Source organism: Mesorhizobium sp. M1307 (assembly GCF_040318155.1).
GTDB lineage: Bacteria > Pseudomonadota > Alphaproteobacteria > Rhizobiales > Rhizobiaceae > Mesorhizobium.
In genome coordinates, this window is sequence record NZ_JAMYLR010000030.1 from 18,975 (window position 1) to 34,227 (window position 15,253).

14 protein-coding genes are annotated in these 15,253 nt (G+C 61.5%); 13 read left to right on the plus strand and 1 reads right to left on the minus strand.

Annotated elements, in window-relative coordinates:
- The first annotated feature begins 60 nt into the window (after nt 1-60).
- The 9 genes from NKH16_RS25060 (at nt 61) to NKH16_RS25100 (ending at nt 7,820) form a co-directional block, all read left to right on the plus strand.
- Entirely contained in the window at nt 61-927 is an 867-nt protein-coding gene (locus tag NKH16_RS25060; protein ID WP_352452194.1) for a branched-chain amino acid ABC transporter permease, read from the plus strand.
- Between the two features lie 5 nt (nt 928-932).
- Nucleotides 933-1,907, plus strand: coding sequence for a branched-chain amino acid ABC transporter permease (locus NKH16_RS25065; RefSeq protein WP_352902406.1), 975 nt, complete (start codon nt 933-935; stop codon nt 1,905-1,907).
- A 4-nt stretch (nt 1,908-1,911) separates the two neighbouring features.
- Nucleotides 1,912-2,691 carry an ABC transporter ATP-binding protein gene (locus NKH16_RS25070; RefSeq protein WP_352474568.1) on the plus strand — a complete coding sequence of 260 codons (780 nt, stop codon included), beginning with the start codon at nt 1,912-1,914 and terminating at the stop codon, nt 2,689-2,691.
- A 2-nt stretch (nt 2,692-2,693) separates the two neighbouring features.
- Nucleotides 2,694-3,416: an ABC transporter ATP-binding protein gene (locus tag NKH16_RS25075; RefSeq protein WP_352503769.1), complete on the plus strand. Its 723-nt coding sequence runs from the start codon at nt 2,694-2,696 to the stop codon at nt 3,414-3,416.
- Nucleotides 3,417-3,424: 8 nt separating this feature from the next.
- Nucleotides 3,425-4,165, plus strand: coding sequence for an aspartate/glutamate racemase family protein (locus NKH16_RS25080; RefSeq protein ID WP_352452197.1), 741 nt, complete (start codon nt 3,425-3,427; stop codon nt 4,163-4,165).
- 102 nt (nt 4,166-4,267) lie between these two features.
- Nucleotides 4,268-4,972 carry a GntR family transcriptional regulator gene (locus NKH16_RS25085; RefSeq protein ID WP_352452202.1) on the plus strand — a complete coding sequence of 235 codons (705 nt, stop codon included), beginning with the start codon at nt 4,268-4,270 and terminating at the stop codon, nt 4,970-4,972.
- A gap of 722 nt (nt 4,973-5,694) precedes the next feature.
- Nucleotides 5,695-6,837 (plus strand): MFS transporter, encoded by a 1,143-nt coding sequence (locus NKH16_RS25090; protein WP_352902477.1) that lies wholly within the window; start codon nt 5,695-5,697, stop codon nt 6,835-6,837.
- Nucleotides 6,838-7,195: 358 nt separating this feature from the next.
- Entirely contained in the window at nt 7,196-7,387 is a 192-nt protein-coding gene (locus NKH16_RS25095) for a hypothetical protein (RefSeq protein ID WP_352902409.1), read from the plus strand.
- 241 nt (nt 7,388-7,628) lie between these two features.
- A complete protein-coding gene (locus tag NKH16_RS25100) occupies nt 7,629-7,820 on the plus strand; it encodes a DUF6494 family protein (RefSeq protein ID WP_023679340.1) in 192 nt (63 codons plus the stop codon).
- Nucleotides 7,821-7,925: 105 nt separating this feature from the next.
- On the opposite strand, the gene selD is transcribed toward NKH16_RS25100, so the two are convergent.
- Nucleotides 7,926-9,002 carry a selenide, water dikinase SelD gene (gene selD, locus NKH16_RS25105; RefSeq protein ID WP_352451681.1) on the minus strand — a complete coding sequence of 359 codons (1,077 nt, stop codon included), beginning with the start codon at nt 9,000-9,002 and terminating at the stop codon, nt 7,926-7,928.
- A 478-nt stretch (nt 9,003-9,480) separates the two neighbouring features.
- Between selD and fdnG the strand changes: the two genes are divergently transcribed.
- The 4 genes from fdnG to fdhE all read left to right on the plus strand — a co-directional run bounded on the left by fdnG (nt 9,481) and on the right by fdhE (nt 15,250).
- A complete protein-coding gene (gene fdnG / locus NKH16_RS25110; RefSeq protein ID WP_352902411.1) occupies nt 9,481-12,567 on the plus strand; it encodes a formate dehydrogenase-N subunit alpha in 3,087 nt (1,028 codons plus the stop codon).
- Between the two features lie 12 nt (nt 12,568-12,579).
- Nucleotides 12,580-13,530 carry a formate dehydrogenase subunit beta gene (gene fdxH, locus NKH16_RS25115; protein ID WP_352833432.1) on the plus strand — a complete coding sequence of 317 codons (951 nt, stop codon included), beginning with the start codon at nt 12,580-12,582 and terminating at the stop codon, nt 13,528-13,530.
- The gene (locus NKH16_RS25120) at nt 13,517-14,215 is read left to right on the plus strand and encodes a formate dehydrogenase subunit gamma (RefSeq protein ID WP_352902414.1); all 699 of its coding nucleotides are present in this window, start codon (nt 13,517-13,519) and stop codon (nt 14,213-14,215) included. The genes fdxH and NKH16_RS25120 overlap by 14 nt, the downstream gene beginning before the upstream one ends.
- 114 nt (nt 14,216-14,329) lie before the next feature.
- A complete protein-coding gene (gene fdhE / locus NKH16_RS25125) occupies nt 14,330-15,250 on the plus strand; it encodes a formate dehydrogenase accessory protein FdhE (protein WP_352902417.1) in 921 nt (306 codons plus the stop codon).
- The last annotated feature ends 3 nt before the right edge of the window (nt 15,251-15,253 follow it).

Below are 15,253 nucleotides of genomic sequence, written 5' to 3' on the forward strand. Positions count from 1 at the left end.
GATTGCCGCGGAGGCTCGTGCATTCGTCTTGAGCCTCTGAATGGCCGGGAAACCATCCTGATGGAACAAGTCATCGCCAACGGGCTCTATCTTGGCGCGCAATACGCCTTGATCGCGCTCGGTCTGACCCTGATCTTCGCGCTGATGAACGTGCTTAACTTTGCCCATGGGCAGATGTACGTTCTCGGCGGCTTCATCACCTACACCGTCTATGGCCAGCTCGGCATGCCTTTCGTCGTCGCGCTCGTTGCGTCCGGGATCACGCTGCTGGTCATTGGAGCGCTGGTCGAGAAATTCCTTTTCAGAACGGTGATCAAGCGAAGCGTGCGGGAGGAAAGTACGATGCTTCTCGCGGCGGCGGTCGCATTTTTCCTCGACGCCGTGATCCTCCTCCTGTTCGGTGAAAAGCAGCGCGGCGTGCCGAAGATCGTCAACGGCGTCTTCGTCTCCGACAGCCTCATAATGCCTTACGACCGGCTGCTGGTCGGCGCACTCGCCATACTGTTCATCGCCTCCTTCGTGCTTTTCATGCAGTACAGCAAGCCGGGACGCGCCATGCGGGCGCTGGCGCAGGACCGGGTCGCGGCGCAGCTTATGGGCGTCGAGGTCGACCGCTATTCGATGATCGGCTTTGCGCTCGGCGCCATGCTTGCCGGCATAGTCGGCGGGCTGCTGGTCGCCATCACCGGCGTCAATTCGGGCATCGGCGGGCCGATCTCGATCAAGGCGTTCTTGATGGTGATGATCGGCGGGGCCGGCGTGGTCAGCGGAGCGATCGCCGGCGGCTTCATCCTCGGCATGATGGAATCGGTCGGCCTGACGGTGCTACGCCAATATGGCGACGTCACTTATCTCGTCATCTTCGCCGCGCTGATGGTGTTCCTGAGCATCCGCCCGAACGGGCTCATGGGCAAGCCGTGGGGGTGATCGACATGAAGCGTACACGCAACATTCTCGGCGTCGCTGTCTTCCTGCTGGTCGTACTCATCGGCGTGCCCTGGCTGATCGAGGCGACCGGTCGGCTCGACCTCTACTACACGCTGACTTCGGTCGCGCTGCTCAGCATCGCCAGCGCCGGGGTGTGGGTGACTTTCTACATCGGCCGCATCAATATCGGCCAGGGCTGCTTCGCGCTTATGGGCGGCTATGTTTCGGCCATCCTTGTCGTCCAGTATGGTGTGTCGTTCTGGCTGACACTGCCGCTGGCTGGGCTGTTCTGCGCCGCTGCAAGCGTGCTGATCGGGCTGCCCATCCTCAGGCTTCGCGGCGTCTATTTCGCCATGGTCACGCTGGTTTTGACCGAAGTGGCGCGGCTGCTCGCGCTGGCACTGCCGATCACCAACGGAGCCAAGGGCATGGTCAGCATTCCGCTCCCCGGCGGCATCTCGATCTTCGGGCTGACCATCCTTCCGGATTTCGCGACGCTCGCCAATCCGCGTCCCGCCTTCTATCTGGTGTCGGTTGCGCTGATGGTGCTGTGCTTTGCCGGGCTTTACCGCCTTGTCCATTCGCGCATCGGCAAACTCTGCCAGTCGTTGCAGCAGAACGAGGAACTGGCCTCCTCGATCGGCGTCAACATCGCCTATCTGCGCGTCATCGCTTATGCCATCTCCTCATTCCTCGGCGGTCTCGGCGGTGCGATGTTCGTCGCCATCTCGCAATCGATCTATCCGTCGAGCTTCACCGTCACCGACTCGGTGAACTTCATGCTGAACTGCTTCCTCGGCGGTCTCGGCCACGTCTTCGGGCCGATGATCGGCACCTTCGTGCTCTATTTCGGCTGGGATTTCCTGTTTGAGACCGGCGAGTTCCAGTTGCTGATCTTCTCTTCGGTGCTGATCGCGCTGATGCTGTTCCTTCCCAACGGCCTGCTCAGCCTCAGGCTGTTCGGCAAGAAGCAGGGCTAGGACCATGACTGAGCTTCTCCAGATCAAGGCAGTGACCAAACGCTTCGGCGGGCTGGTCGCGGTCAACAATGTTTCCTTCGCGGTCCGCGAACGCGAGATCCTTTCCGTCATCGGCCCCAACGGCGCCGGCAAGTCGACGCTGTTCAAGCTGATTTCCTCTTTCCTCAATCCGACCTCGGGCGAAGTGCTGTTCCGGGGAGAGCGGATTTCAGGCCTGGCGCCGCATATCGTCGCCCGGAAGGGCGTGGTGCGCACGTTCCAGGAGACGACGATCTTCAAGGGCATGACGGTGCGCGACAATGTCATAATCGCGCATCACCTGCGTTCCAATGCCAGCCTTGCCGGCTTCTATCTCGGCACGAATACCGCACGGCGCGACGAGGATGAATTCGGCCGCTCGGCCGACGAGATCATCGACTTCCTCGGTCTCGGCGCGCAACGGCATGAGATCGCCAGCACGCTGCCACACGGCCATCTGCGCGCGCTCGGGATTGCCATCGGGCTCGCCACGAACCCGACCGTGCTTCTGCTCGACGAGCCCTTCGCCGGCATGAACCATGACGAAACCGTGCGCGCGGTGGAGATGGTGCGCGGCGTGCGGAAGCGCGGCGTGACTGTCCTGCTGGTCGAGCACGATATGCCCGCCGTCATGAACATTTCCGACCGCATCGTCGTCCTGAACTTCGGTGTGAAAATCGCCGAGGGAACGCCGAAGGAAATCCAGGAGAACGAAAAGGTCATCGAGGCCTATCTCGGCGCCGAAGATGAGACGATCGGATTTTAGCCATGAGCGAACTGCTGAAAGTCTCCGACGTCGAACTCTACTACGACCATGTCTATGCACTGAAGGGTGTGTCGCTGAGCGTCAACGAGGGCGAGACGGTAGCGCTGATCGGCGCGAACGGCGCGGGCAAATCTTCGATCCTGCGCGCCATCACCGGCCTGAAGAAGGTCCGCAGCGGCGAGATTCATTTCCAGGGCCACCGCATCGACGGAACGCGCCCGGACGAGCTGGTCAGGATGGGCATCGCCATGGTACCTGAGGGTCGGCGCGTCTTTTCCTACATGACGGTGCGCGACAATCTGATGATGGGCGCCTTCACCCGCACCGACAAGGCCGAAATCGCAAGGACGCTGGACATGGTGCTCGGGCGCTTCCCGCGCCTGAAGGAACGCTATTCCCAGACGGCGGGTACGATGAGCGGCGGCGAACAGCAGATGCTGGTGATCGGGCGGGCGCTGATGGCCAAACCGAAGCTTCTGCTGCTCGATGAACCCTCGCTCGGCGTCGCGCCGAAGCTCGTTCAGGACATCGCCCGCTCGATCGTCGCGATCAACCGCGACGAAAAGGTCAGCGTGCTGCTGGTCGAGCAGAATTCGCGCATGGCGCTGCGCATCTCGCAGCGTGCCTACGCACTGACGACCGGAAAGATCGCGCTGGCCGGACATTCGGCTGAGCTGCTTGGCGACGACCGGGTCAAGAAACTCTATCTCGGCGGCGAAATATGAAAGCGCAAATGGACGTACTTGTCGTCAATCCCAACACCACCGCGTCCATGACTGAAAAGATCGGCGAGGCGGCGCGCCGCGCGGCTTCGGCCGGCACCAGGATCATCGCCGTCAATCCGAAGGACGGGCCGCCGAGCGTCGAAGGCTATTTCGACGAGGTCTTCGCCATCCCGGGAATGATCGGCGAGATCCAAAAACATCCGGCGGCGAGCGCCTGCGTCATCGCCTGCTTCGACGACACCGGCCTCGACGCAGTACGCTGCGTCGGCGAGATGCCGGTGGTCGGTATCGGCGAAGCGGCGTTTCACATGGCGAGCCTGATTGCCGGCAAGTTCAGCGTGGTGACGACGCTGTCGCGTTCGGTGCCGGCGATCGAGCACAATCTGGTGCGCTACGGCCTCGCCAGCCGCTGCGCCAGGGTGCGGGCCAGCGACGTTCCCGTTCTGGAGCTCGAAGTGCCCGGCTCCAACGCCCGCCATCGAATTTCGGAGGAGATCGAGCGCGCCATCCGCGACGACCGAGCCGAAGCGATTGTGCTGGGATGCGCCGGCATGGCCGACCTCGCAGCCGCGCTCAGCCGCGAACATAGCCTTCCCGTGCTCGACGGCGTCGCCTGCGCAGTAAAACTCTGTGAGAGCCTCGTCGGCCTTGGCCTGTCGACCTCAAAGCGCGGCGGCTACCAGGTTCCACTCGAAAAATCCTTCGCCGGAAGCTTTGCGTCCTTTTCGCCCTCCGGCCGTGTATCCTGATGCGTGCAAAATTGTTGACATTCCCACACAGGATGTTCGATGTCCGGCCGGAAACGCGGTGTTCGCGCCGCTAAGCGATCCGGCCGCCGGGACAATGAGACGATGGACCTGCTTGGGCCAAAGCCACGGGATGGCGACAAGCCGACGATGCGCTGGTTTCCGGTCTATGCCGGCCTGCGCGACGCCATCGTCAGCCACCGCCTCGCACCGGGCACAAAACTACCCGAGGACGAACTCGCCTCGATCTATTCGGTGAGCCGCGCGGTGATACGCGCGGCGCTGCAGGCGCTGTCGCATGACCGCTTGGCTCGGCTCGAGCCGAACCGCGGCGCGTTCGTCGCCCAGCCGACCAGGCAGGAAGCGCGCGAGGTGTTCGAAGCGCGGGCGCTGATCGAGCCCAAGGTCGCGGCGCTTGCCGCCGAAGTGGCAAAGCCGGCCGAGATCGCGCAACTGCGGCTTCATCTCGAAAAAGAGCACGAGGCCCTGCATGCCGGCCGCGACAGCGACGCCATCATGCTGTCGGCAAAATTCCATGTCGGCATCGCCGAAATCGCCGGCCATTCTATCCTGACCGGTTTCGTCAAAGACCTGCTGTCGCGGTCGTCGCTGATCATCGCGCTCTACTGGCGCCGCCGCGACACCACCTGCGAAAGCCACGCCCATCACGCCCTCGTCGATGCCATCGAAAAGCACGACGCACAAAACGCCTCCGACCTGATGCAAAGCCATCTCGTCGACCTGCTGTCGGGCCTTGATCTGTCGCTTGGCGAGAAGAAGCCCGAGAGCCTGTCGGACATCTTGCGCTGATCTGCGCTGTCAAACTCTTCGCCAAGCTTCGCATTGCAGATGTCGTCGCGATGCTGGACGAATATCGGATCACCCGCAACCGGCACCGGCCAACGAAGCTCGCGCGTAAGTGGCTCTCAAAGCTAGTAAAGCCGAAGTGCCATACTGGATCGCCCCCGATCGGGCGCTCACGGCGAAGCCAGGATGCACGTCACCCCGCAATCCTGACCTGGCGCCTACCTCTGAAACGTCCCAATGCGACATTTCTACTTGCCAGTAACGCGACATTCGAACTTGGTGCAACATGATCCCAGGTTGATTGGCGATCCTGCCCCCGGTCCACCCGGTTCCGAAACGGCACCATGCGCCATCTTGGGACGTTCGCCAATGCGGCGGGGAACTTCGCGATCCGACCCTTCTCGGACCTTCCCTGAATGCAAGATCACGGGCAGGTTCTGACCCTATTCCCGACCTTGACAGCCAAGTGCAATATGCGCCAGTTGCGTCTTCGTTCGTTGCAAGCTTTGACACGATATGATTCAGCATTGTTGGGCGGCAGCCCGAGGATTGAAACCGATATTCGCCCCACTGGAATGTCTAACGCGACTCCGTCATGATCTTCCGGCCCTGTCGAGCGACGCTGCCAAAGCCGTTGACGCCAACGCAGGTGATGAGGGCAGGCTAGACCAGTGCAGCAGATCCGCCCGGCGACTTTTCTTTTTGCGGCCCGAGCCCTGCGCGACATGGGCGATGGCTTCGTGGCCGTTCTGTTGCCGGTCTATCTCCTCGCATTAGGCTTCGCGCCTCTGCAGGTCGGCATCATTGCAACCGGATCGCTGCTCGGTTCAGCGCTCTTGACCATCGCCGTCGGACTCCTTGGTGCCCGACACGATCACCGCCAACTCCTGCTTGCCGCCGCCAGTCTGATGGTCGCCACGGGTGTGGCCTTTGCTGTGGTCCACGACTACGCGCTGCTTTTGGTGATCGCCTTCGCAGGCACCATCAACCCGTCGGCCGGCAGCGTCAGCGTGTTCGTGCCCTTAGAGCATGCCGTCCTCACACGCGAAGTCACCGACGCCGCGCGGACCAAGATGTTCGCGCGCTACAGCCTTGTGGGTGCGCTCGCAGCCGCGGTTGGCGCGCTCGCTTCGGCAACCCCTGATCTTCTGGCTCCAGCCGGCCTCGATCAACTCACCGGCATCAAGGCGATGTTCGTGCTCTATGCGTTGCTGGGCCTGCTCGGCGGTCTCCTTTACGCGCAGATCCCGCAGCGCCGTCCAACGTCGGACTCCGGCAGCACGTCCGCGCTTGGCCCCTCGCGGAATATCGTTTTCAGGCTTGCGGCCCTTTTTAGCCTTGATGCCTTTGCCGGCGGCTTCCTCGTCCAGTCGCTGCTTGCCCTGTGGCTTTTCGAAAAATTCGACCTGTCGCTTTCGGAAGCGGGCTTTTTCTTCTTCTGGTCCGGCGTGCTTTCGGCGTTCTCATTCCCCGTTGCCGCCTGGCTGTCGCGGCACATCGGACTCATCAACACGATGGTGTTCACACACATTCCGTCCAGCATCGCCCTGATGCTGGCGGCGCTTGCGCCGACGCTCCCTCTGGCGCTCGCCCTGCTGCTGATCCGTGCCGCGCTTTCGCAGATGGACGTCCCGACGCGCTCATCTTACGTCATGGCGGTCGTCACGGAGGCGGAGCGGGCAGCCGCCGCGAGCTTCACATCGGTCCCGCGCAGTTTGGCTGCCGCAGCCAGCCCCGCCCTGGCGGGCGCTCTGTTCGCTGCCTCGTTCCGGGCATGGCCCCTACTGATCTGCGGCGCACTCAAAATCATTTATGATCTGCTGCTGCTGAGGCAGTTCCAGAACGTCAAGCCGCCAGAGGAACGCTGATATTTGGGGGTCAATCGGGAAGGCAAATGTTGGAAAGGTCGTCGATCACTTCGGCTCTGACCCGGACTTGTCGAATGCCTAATGTGACCCGACGCCCTCGACGCGACGCCTGCTGACCATCACCCGCCAGTGCAGCGGACAACGAAAGTCTCCGCTGGGCTCTGCCGATCAGGCAGGCCGTGCTTTGTAAAAGCGGCACCAACCATCGGGGCTGATTTCACCCGCGACAATCTCGGATGCATTCGGCTTCAGGAAATGGGTGCACCCGGCGCAGCGGCGACCTTTGTTTGGAACATCCTAATAAAGCGCCACAGGCTTTGGGGTTCTTTCGGCGCCGCGCGCCGCAGGCTGACCTGTCATGCAGGAAGCAAGCCCACCTGCACCGGCAAATCGCCGCGCCGGTCGTCGACACCTTAAGAAATTTCCGGCGAGACAGCGCTTGGCCTGGCTCACATTGTGCCGACCCGCAATTTATCTCACCACGATCTTCTTTATTGATCTTTCCTCCATCGAACCCAAAGAAGCGCCGAGTGCTGATCAGATCGATTGAGGTACTCGATCAGATCACTCTTTTCCTGATCGGTCAGATCAAGGCCGAGATGGCCGTCATAGTGCTCCTTCTGCGCAAGACGTCGATCGGTTCACTCCTCCTGCCAGGGGTCGATCAAGTTAAGGACCCGACGTCTCCTCCCGGCTCGAGGTCTATTTCAATAAAACCGTATGTCACCGTCCTGCTTCCTTGATCCCTTGCCTTCCCTTACAATCCCTTCCGGACACAGAGGAGTTCCGCCATGAGCGAAGACGCCGTCAACATGTCGATCCGCAAGTTCCTAAAGGAAGTCGGCGTCACCTCCCAGCGCAAGATCGAGGAGACGGTGCGCGAAGGGCAAATCGGCGGCAAGAAGCTGAAGGTCCGCATGACGCTGACGGCGGAAGGCACCGGCCTCAACCACGTGGTGGACGGCGAGATCGAACTTCCATAAGCCGGGCGAAGCGCGTCTTTGCCTGCCGATCCAGTGGTGGCAGGAGGTGGAGTGCCGCGAACTGGAGGGCGCACCCCGTCATCTGGCGGGACGCGGAGCGGCCGTTCAGGCCTCTACTACTATTGTCGGCGCGCCGGGCCTGGCATGGCCGATGATGCGAGCCGAAGGATAGCCGTCCGCGACGATCCTCTCGACGAGCGCCGCTGCGTGGTCGGTCTCGCAAGCAACCAGCAACCCGCCCGAAGTCTGTGGATCCGTGAGAAGATGGCGTCGCCACTCGGGCATGCCGGGAGGTAAGCTTACCGCGTCGCCATAGCTCGCCCAGTTGCGCCGCGATGCGCCGGTGACGTGGCCGTCGACCGCGAGCGAGGCAGCTTCGGAAAAGAGCGGCACGTCGTGGCTGCAAATTATCAGCGTGCACCCGGCACCGCGTGCCATCTCGAGGCCATGTCCGAGCAAGCCAAATCCGGTCACGTCGGTGACGGCGTGGACGCTCGCGTCCTGCGCCAGCTCCGATCCGATCCGGTTGAGAAGGGTGGTGGAGGCGATCATTTCGCGATAACCGCTCTCGGAAAGCGCCTGCTTCTTGATGGCGGCGGAGTAGATGCCGACGCCGAGCCCTTTCGTCAGGATCAAGGCGTCACCCGGCCTGGTGTCAGAATTGCGTCGGATATCTCCGGGTCGGCATGTGCCGATGACTGCGAGGCCATAAATCGGCTCCGGCGAGTCGATCGAGTGGCCACCTGCAACCGGGATTCCGGCGTCGGCGCAGACAGCTTCGCCACCTTTCAGGATTTCGCGGACCATGAGCGTCGGGATCTTGTCGAGAGGCATCCCGAGGATCGCCAGCGCCATGATCGGCCGGCCACCCATCGCATAGATATCGGACAGGGCGTTGGTTGCGGCAATCCGGCCGAAATCGTAGGGGTCATCTACCATAGGCATGAAGAAGTCGGTGGTCGCGATGACGCAAGTCGCGCCGTCGAGTTGCCAGACTGCCGCATCGTCGCCGGTCTCCGTGCCAACGAGAAGCTGATGATAGGGACTGGCAGCCGCCGGATCGGCGAGAAGCTGCTGCAGCACTGACGGTGCCAGCTTACAGCCGCAACCGCCGCCATGGGCGAGGCTGGTCAGGCGCACAACGGGCGCATCGGTTATTTCGGGCGAGAGGGCGATTGCCATAGTCGTCGAGCCTCCTCTGCTGGCACGCTTTAGTAGGGATCAAGGTCAACCGGAATGGAAAATACGATCGCCCAACGCACGGCACGTTTGGAGCACGCTTGCTCTCAGCGGATTTCGTTGAGCTAGGAAAGGCAAGGACCGTATCCGGCGTGCGAGGCATCGCCGTCATTGGGTATCGATCGAAAGGCGCCCCGACCCGCGGGAGCTGTTTCATCGCCACGCTTTACTGTATGATAATGCGTTCGTTTTCGTCAATCTCAATCGCGGTCACGAAAGGATGACAAGAATATTCAACAATAATACACAATGCCGATTTGCGGGCACAAACCTGTTGCAGGAAGGCGGTTCGGAGGGGCGCTTTTGCTGCACCGTACGCGCCTCGTTCTTTGGCATTGATTTTATTTGGTCCGAGACTAGTTAGTCGGATTGAACCGTTGGTTCGAGTTGCCTTGTGGGGCATCGGCTTCGGGAGGAACCCATGAACATCGATCTTTCTCGACGCGCGTTCCTGCAAACAGCAGGCGCGGGTCTCGCCGGTACTACGCTTGGAGCCCTCGGCTTCGGCGATAGCGAGGCCGCACACGCGGCGGCTATACGGCCCTTCAAGCTCGCGAACACCACCGAAACACGCAACACCTGTCCATACTGCTCGGTGGCTTGCGGCATAATCTTGTATTCGAAGGGCGATCTCAGAAAGGGCGAGCCGGCCGAGATCACCCATATCGAGGGTGACACTGATCATCCGACCAATCGCGGCACCTTGTGCCCCAAAGGGTCGGCCCTGCTCGGATTTGTCAAGTCGCCGACCCGTCTGCAACATCCGATGATCCGCAAACCGGGCTCGGACAAGTTCGAGCCGATAAGCTGGGAAGACGCACTCGGCCGCATCGCCCGCCTGATGAAGGACGATCGCGACAAGAACTTCGTCGCGACGAACAATGACGGCGTGACGGTCAACCGGTGGATCACCACCGGCTTCCTCGCCGCCTCGGCTTCGACCAATGAAACCGCGTTCGCGACCTACAAGGTGGTCCGCAGCGCGGGCATGCTGGTGTTCGACAACCAGGCACGTGTCTGACACGGCCCGACGGTGGCGAGTCTCGCCCCAACATTCGGCCGCGGCGCAATGACCAATTCCTGGACCGACATCAAGAACACGGATCTCGTCGTCATCATGGGCGGCAATGCCGCAGAAGCGCATCCTTGCGGCTTCAAATGGGTCACAGAGGCGAAGGCCAACCGCGGCGCCAAGCTCATCGTCGTCGACCCGCGCTTTACGCGCTCGGCTTCGGTGTCGGATCTTTACGCGCCGATCCGCCAGGGAACGGACATCGCCTTCCTGCTCGGGCTGATCAACTACTGCATCCAGAACGATAAGGTGCAATGGGACTATCTGAAGGCCTTCACAAACGCGACGTATGTCGTCAAGGAGGGCTTCACCTATCAGGACGGCCTCTTCTCCGGCTATAACGAGGCGAAGCGAGACTATGACAAGTCCAGTTGGGACTATGACATAGGCACGGACGGCTTTGCCGTTGTCGACGCGACATTGGCCAATCCCCGCTGCGTCTGGAATCTGCTCAAGAAGCATGTCGCGGTCTACACGCCGGAGATGGTCGAGCGCATCTGCGGCACACCGAAGGACCGGTTCCTGGAGGTGGCCGCGATGGTCGCCGAGACATCGTCTCCGACCAAGGCGATGACCTCGATGTACGCGCTCGGCTGGACCCAGCACTCGAAGGGCTCGCAGAACATCCGCGCCATGGCGATGCTGCAGCTTGTTCTCGGCAATATCGGTGTACGCGGCGGCGGCATGAACGCGCTTCGCGGTCACTCCAACATCCAGGGGCTGACCGACCTCGGGCTGATGTCGAACCTGCTGCCCGGTTATCTGACGCTGCCGACTGAGAAGGAGGTCGATCTGGCAGCCTACATGTCGACCCGAGGCTTCAAGCCGCTCCGGCCGAACCAGATGAGCTACTGGCAGAACTACAGGAAGTTCTTCGTAAGCTTCCAAAAGTCAATGTGGGGCAACGCGGCAACGCCGGAGAACGGCTTCGCCTATGACTACCTGCCGAAGCTCGACCTGCCGGGCTACGATCTGCTGCGGGCTTTCGAGCTGATGCACCAGGGCAAGATGAACGGCTATTTCTGCCAGGGCTTCAACCCGCTACAGGCAGCTCCGAACAAGAAGAAGGTGATCGAGTCCCTCTCGAAGCTCAAATACCTCGTCATCATGGATCCGTTGGACACGGAGACGGGCCGGTTCTGGGAGAACCACGGGCCGTACAACGATGTCGATCCGTCGCAGATTCAGACGGAAGTCTACCAGCTTCCCTCCACCTGCTTCGCCGAGGACGACGGCTCGCTGGTCAATTCGGGGCGCTGGCTGCAGTGGCATTGGGCCGGCGGCACGCCCCCCGGCGAGGCCAAACGCGATACCTGGATTATGGCGCAGCTCTATCTGCGCCTGAAGGAGCTCTACACCAAGGAAGGCGGCGCCTTCGCCGAGCCGATCGTCAAGCTCAACTGGCCTTATGCCGATCCCGGCGATCCGACGGCCGAGGAGCTTGCCCAGGAGATCAATGGTAGGGCGCTCGCCAGGGTAACCGACACGGCCGACCCGACAAAGGTGCTGGCCGAGGCCGGAAAGCTCTTGCCGGGCTTCGCCGCGCTGCGCGACGACGGCTCCACCTCCTGCGGCTGCTGGATCTATTCCGGCTGCTTCAACGAAAACGGCAACAACATGGCCAGGCGGGACACCACCGATCCTGACGAAACCGGCGCCTATTCCAAATGGGCGTTCTCATGGCCTGCCAACCGCCGCATTCTCTACAACAGGGCGTCGGCTGACCTCACCGGAAAGGCTTGGGATCCAAGCCGCAAGGTGATTGAATGGGACGGCACGAAATGGTCGGGCTACGATGTCCCCGACATCTTGCCAACGGCAAAGCCCGATCAAGTAGGCCCGTTCATCATGAATCCGGAAGGCGTCTCGCGCCTCTTTACCCGGGGCATGATGCGCGACGGACCATTCCCGGCGCATTACGAGCCATTCGAGTCGCCCATCGCGAACCCGATAGCTCCCAAAGTCCGCGGCAACCCCGCAGCGCGGGTGTTCGAAGGCGATATGGCCCAGTTCGCCGAATCGGCTTCGCAGGAGTTCCCCTACGCGGCGACCTCCTACCGACTGACCGAGCATTTCCACTTCTGGACCAAGCACGTCATCACCAATGCGGTGATGCAGCCGGAGTTTTTCGTGGAAATTTCGGAACAGCTTGCGGCCGAGAAGGGCATCACCAAAGGCGGCTGGGTGCGCGTCTGGTCGAAGCGCGGTTCCGTTGTGGCGAAGGCCATGGTGACCAAGCGGATCAGGCCGCTCACCTGCGATGGCAAGACCGTCCACATCGTCGGAATACCATTGCACTGGGGCTTCACGGGAGCGGCGAAGAAAGGCTTTGGCCCGAACATGCTCACCCCCTTTGTCGGTGACGCCAACATCGAGACGCCGGAATACAAGGCGTTCCTTGTCAACATCGAGCCCATCGTCGGGCCGGTAGCGTAGGAGGAGTAAGCGATGTTTCCTCCACTTCCAAATCCTTCGACGACGGATACCGCACCGCGTTTTTCCGACAAGGACCTCATCCGCCGCTCTGCCTCGACGGTTCCCGCGCCCGAGCAGCAATTGACGGAAGTCGCCAAGCTCATCGATGTTTCGAAATGCATCGGCTGCAAGGCGTGCCAGACGGCCTGCATCGAGTGGAACGACACGCATCCGGAGATCGGCTTCAATGCCGGCGTCTATGAGAATCCTGCCGATCTGACGCCGGACATGTTCACGCTGATGCGCTTCAGCGAATGGGACAATCCCGAGACAAACGAACTCGAATGGCTGATCCGCAAGGATGGCTGTATGCACTGCGCTGACCCGGGCTGCCTCAAGGCTTGTCCGGCACCAGGCGCCATAGTGCAGTATTCGAACGGCATCGTCGATTTCGTCCATGAGAACTGCATTGGCTGCGGCTATTGCATCAAGGGTTGCCCGTTCAACATTCCGCGCATCTCCAAAGTCGATCACACGGCCTACAAATGCACGCTCTGCTCCGACCGCGTGGCTGTCGGCCAGGGACCAGCCTGCGCCAAGGCCTGCCCGACCCAGGCAATCGTGTTCGGCACAAAAGACGAGATGAAACAGCACGCCGACGGCCGCATCAAGGACCTGAAATCGCGCGGCTATTCGAATGCCGGCCTCTACGATCCGCCCGGCGTCGGAGGGACGCATGTGATGTATGTGCTGCACCATGCCGACCAGCCGGAACTCTATTCTGGTCTGCCGAAGGAGCCGAAGATCAGTCCGCTCGTGGAGGCGTGGAAGGGCGTGACCAAATATGCCGGCCTCACCATTCTCGGCGTGGCGGCCGGCGTCGGCCTGCTTCACCATCTGGTGATGGGACCGAACAGGGTCTCCGAGGCGGATGAGGAGCATGCCGAAGAGCTGACGGAAGGCGACAACGATGGCCGCATATGACGTGAAGCCGAACGAGCAGGTACATCCCGGCAAGCCAGTCATCGTGGACCGCTACACGGTGAGCGCGCGGATCAACCATTGGATCACGGCGGCCAGCCTGATCCTGCTCGCCTTGTCCGGCCTTGCCATGTTTCACCCGAGCCTGTTCTTCCTGTCGGGGCTGTTTGGCGGCGGCCAGTTCACGCGCTTCATTCACCCATGGATCGGCGTCTTGCTCTTCTTCAGCTTCCTTGGGCTTTTCCTTCGGTTCTGGAAGGCCAATTTGTGGAGGCCCGAGGACGGAACGTGGCTCGCCCGTTTCCGTGACGTATTGTCCAATCACGAGGACAACGTTCCCGACGTCGGCAAGTACAATGCCGGCCAGAAGCTCGTCTTCTGGTCAATGTCGATCCTCATCATCATCCTGATTTCGAGCGGCGTTGTCATCTGGCAACAATATTTCGCCGCTTACACCACGATCGGCCAGCAGCGGGTTGCGCTGCTTGTTCATTCGATCGCTGCCGTGGCGATCATCGGCGTCTGGATTATCCATTTCTATTCGGCCATCTGGGTACGCGGCACCATTCCCGCCATGACGCGCGGACGGGTGACCGGCGGCTGGGCTTGGCGGCATCATCGCAAATGGCTGCGTGAACTGATCGCAGGCAAACCGGACGGACGTTCGGGATCGAATCCCGCCGAATGAGCGGGTATTTGTTTTTACGCAATTCCGGACGGAAAACCGTTATACACTTTTCGTGGAATTGCTCTGGAGCAGTATCAAGCCGACCACGTGGCCCGTGAGGTTCGTGAGGTTGAAATGCCAAGGCAACAAGATCCGTCACGCCCTGACCCGACTGTAATCGGCGAGGTCTCGGCCCCACCCTTTGCGCGCCTGCCTGATCCGCAGACCTTGTTCATTCGCCGCTCCGAGCGATTGAATGTGTTGGCGGATGACCACCAGCTCGGCCCCTATCTCCGCTTCCTCGCTGCACTGACGGATGCGCAGCACCGCATCCAGGACGGCTTGCCGGAGATCGAATTGCCGACCGCGGAGGCGCGCGAGCGCGCACGAACCTTCGCTATGCCGCCGCTCGATCGCAACCAATCCACTTCGGATGCCGCCCTTAGAATGACGCTCGGCCGCCTGTTCGAAGTGGCAGCCACGATCGAAAAACCCAAGGCGGCCGCAGCCGCCTTGGACAGGCTGGCGAATATCGATGCGTCCGGGGTCGACTCCATGGTGCGCAATGTGCTCACCGATGCGATCCCAATGAACGCGCTTGCCGAGCATGTCTATGTCGCGGCCGCGCTGCAGGTTCACTTTGCCCGCCTCGCGGCATGTCTCGACAGCTCGAAGCTGGTTCCGGTTGCCGACGGCGCCTGTCCGGCCTGCGGTGGGCCGCCCGTATCCTCGATCATCGTCGGTTGGCACGGCGCACACGGGGCGCGGTTCTGCGTCTGCGCGCTGTGTGGAACATTGTGGAACCACGTCCGTGTCAAATGTACGCTGTGCGGCTCGACCAAGGGGATAGGCTATCAGGAAATCGAGGGAGGCCCTGGCACGGTCAAAGCCGAGACCTGCGATGCATGCGGCTGCTATGTAAAGATCCTGTACCAGCACAAGGATCCGGCTCTCGATCCGGTCGCCGACGACGTGGCGACGCTCGGCCTCGACCTGCTCGTCCGCGAGGGTGGCCATCGCCGCGGATCGTTCAATGCGTTCCTTGTTGGCTATTGAGGA

What these genes read in the sequence shown, in the direction of transcription:
- NKH16_RS25060 (WP_352452194.1), top strand. Translation starts at nt 61, where the DNA reads ATGGAACAAGTCATCGCCAACGGGCTCTATCTTGGCGCGCAATACGCC.
- NKH16_RS25065 (WP_352902406.1), top strand. Translation starts at nt 933, where the DNA reads ATGAAGCGTACACGCAACATTCTCGGCGTCGCTGTCTTCCTGCTGGTC.
- NKH16_RS25070 (WP_352474568.1), top strand. Translation starts at nt 1,912, where the DNA reads ATGACTGAGCTTCTCCAGATCAAGGCAGTGACCAAACGCTTCGGCGGG.
- NKH16_RS25075 (WP_352503769.1), top strand. Translation starts at nt 2,694, where the DNA reads ATGAGCGAACTGCTGAAAGTCTCCGACGTCGAACTCTACTACGACCAT.
- NKH16_RS25080 (WP_352452197.1), top strand. Translation starts at nt 3,425, where the DNA reads ATGGACGTACTTGTCGTCAATCCCAACACCACCGCGTCCATGACTGAA.
- NKH16_RS25085 (WP_352452202.1), top strand. Translation starts at nt 4,268, where the DNA reads ATGGACCTGCTTGGGCCAAAGCCACGGGATGGCGACAAGCCGACGATG.
- NKH16_RS25090 (WP_352902477.1), top strand. Translation starts at nt 5,695, where the DNA reads ATGGGCGATGGCTTCGTGGCCGTTCTGTTGCCGGTCTATCTCCTCGCA.
- NKH16_RS25095 (WP_352902409.1), top strand. Translation starts at nt 7,196, where the DNA reads ATGCAGGAAGCAAGCCCACCTGCACCGGCAAATCGCCGCGCCGGTCGT.
- NKH16_RS25100 (WP_023679340.1), top strand. Translation starts at nt 7,629, where the DNA reads ATGAGCGAAGACGCCGTCAACATGTCGATCCGCAAGTTCCTAAAGGAA.
- selD (WP_352451681.1), bottom strand. Translation starts at nt 9,002, where the DNA reads ATGGCAATCGCCCTCTCGCCCGAAATAACCGATGCGCCCGTTGTGCGC.
- fdxH (WP_352833432.1), top strand. Translation starts at nt 12,580, where the DNA reads ATGTTTCCTCCACTTCCAAATCCTTCGACGACGGATACCGCACCGCGT.
- NKH16_RS25120 (WP_352902414.1), top strand. Translation starts at nt 13,517, where the DNA reads ATGGCCGCATATGACGTGAAGCCGAACGAGCAGGTACATCCCGGCAAG.
- fdhE (WP_352902417.1), top strand. Translation starts at nt 14,330, where the DNA reads ATGCCAAGGCAACAAGATCCGTCACGCCCTGACCCGACTGTAATCGGC.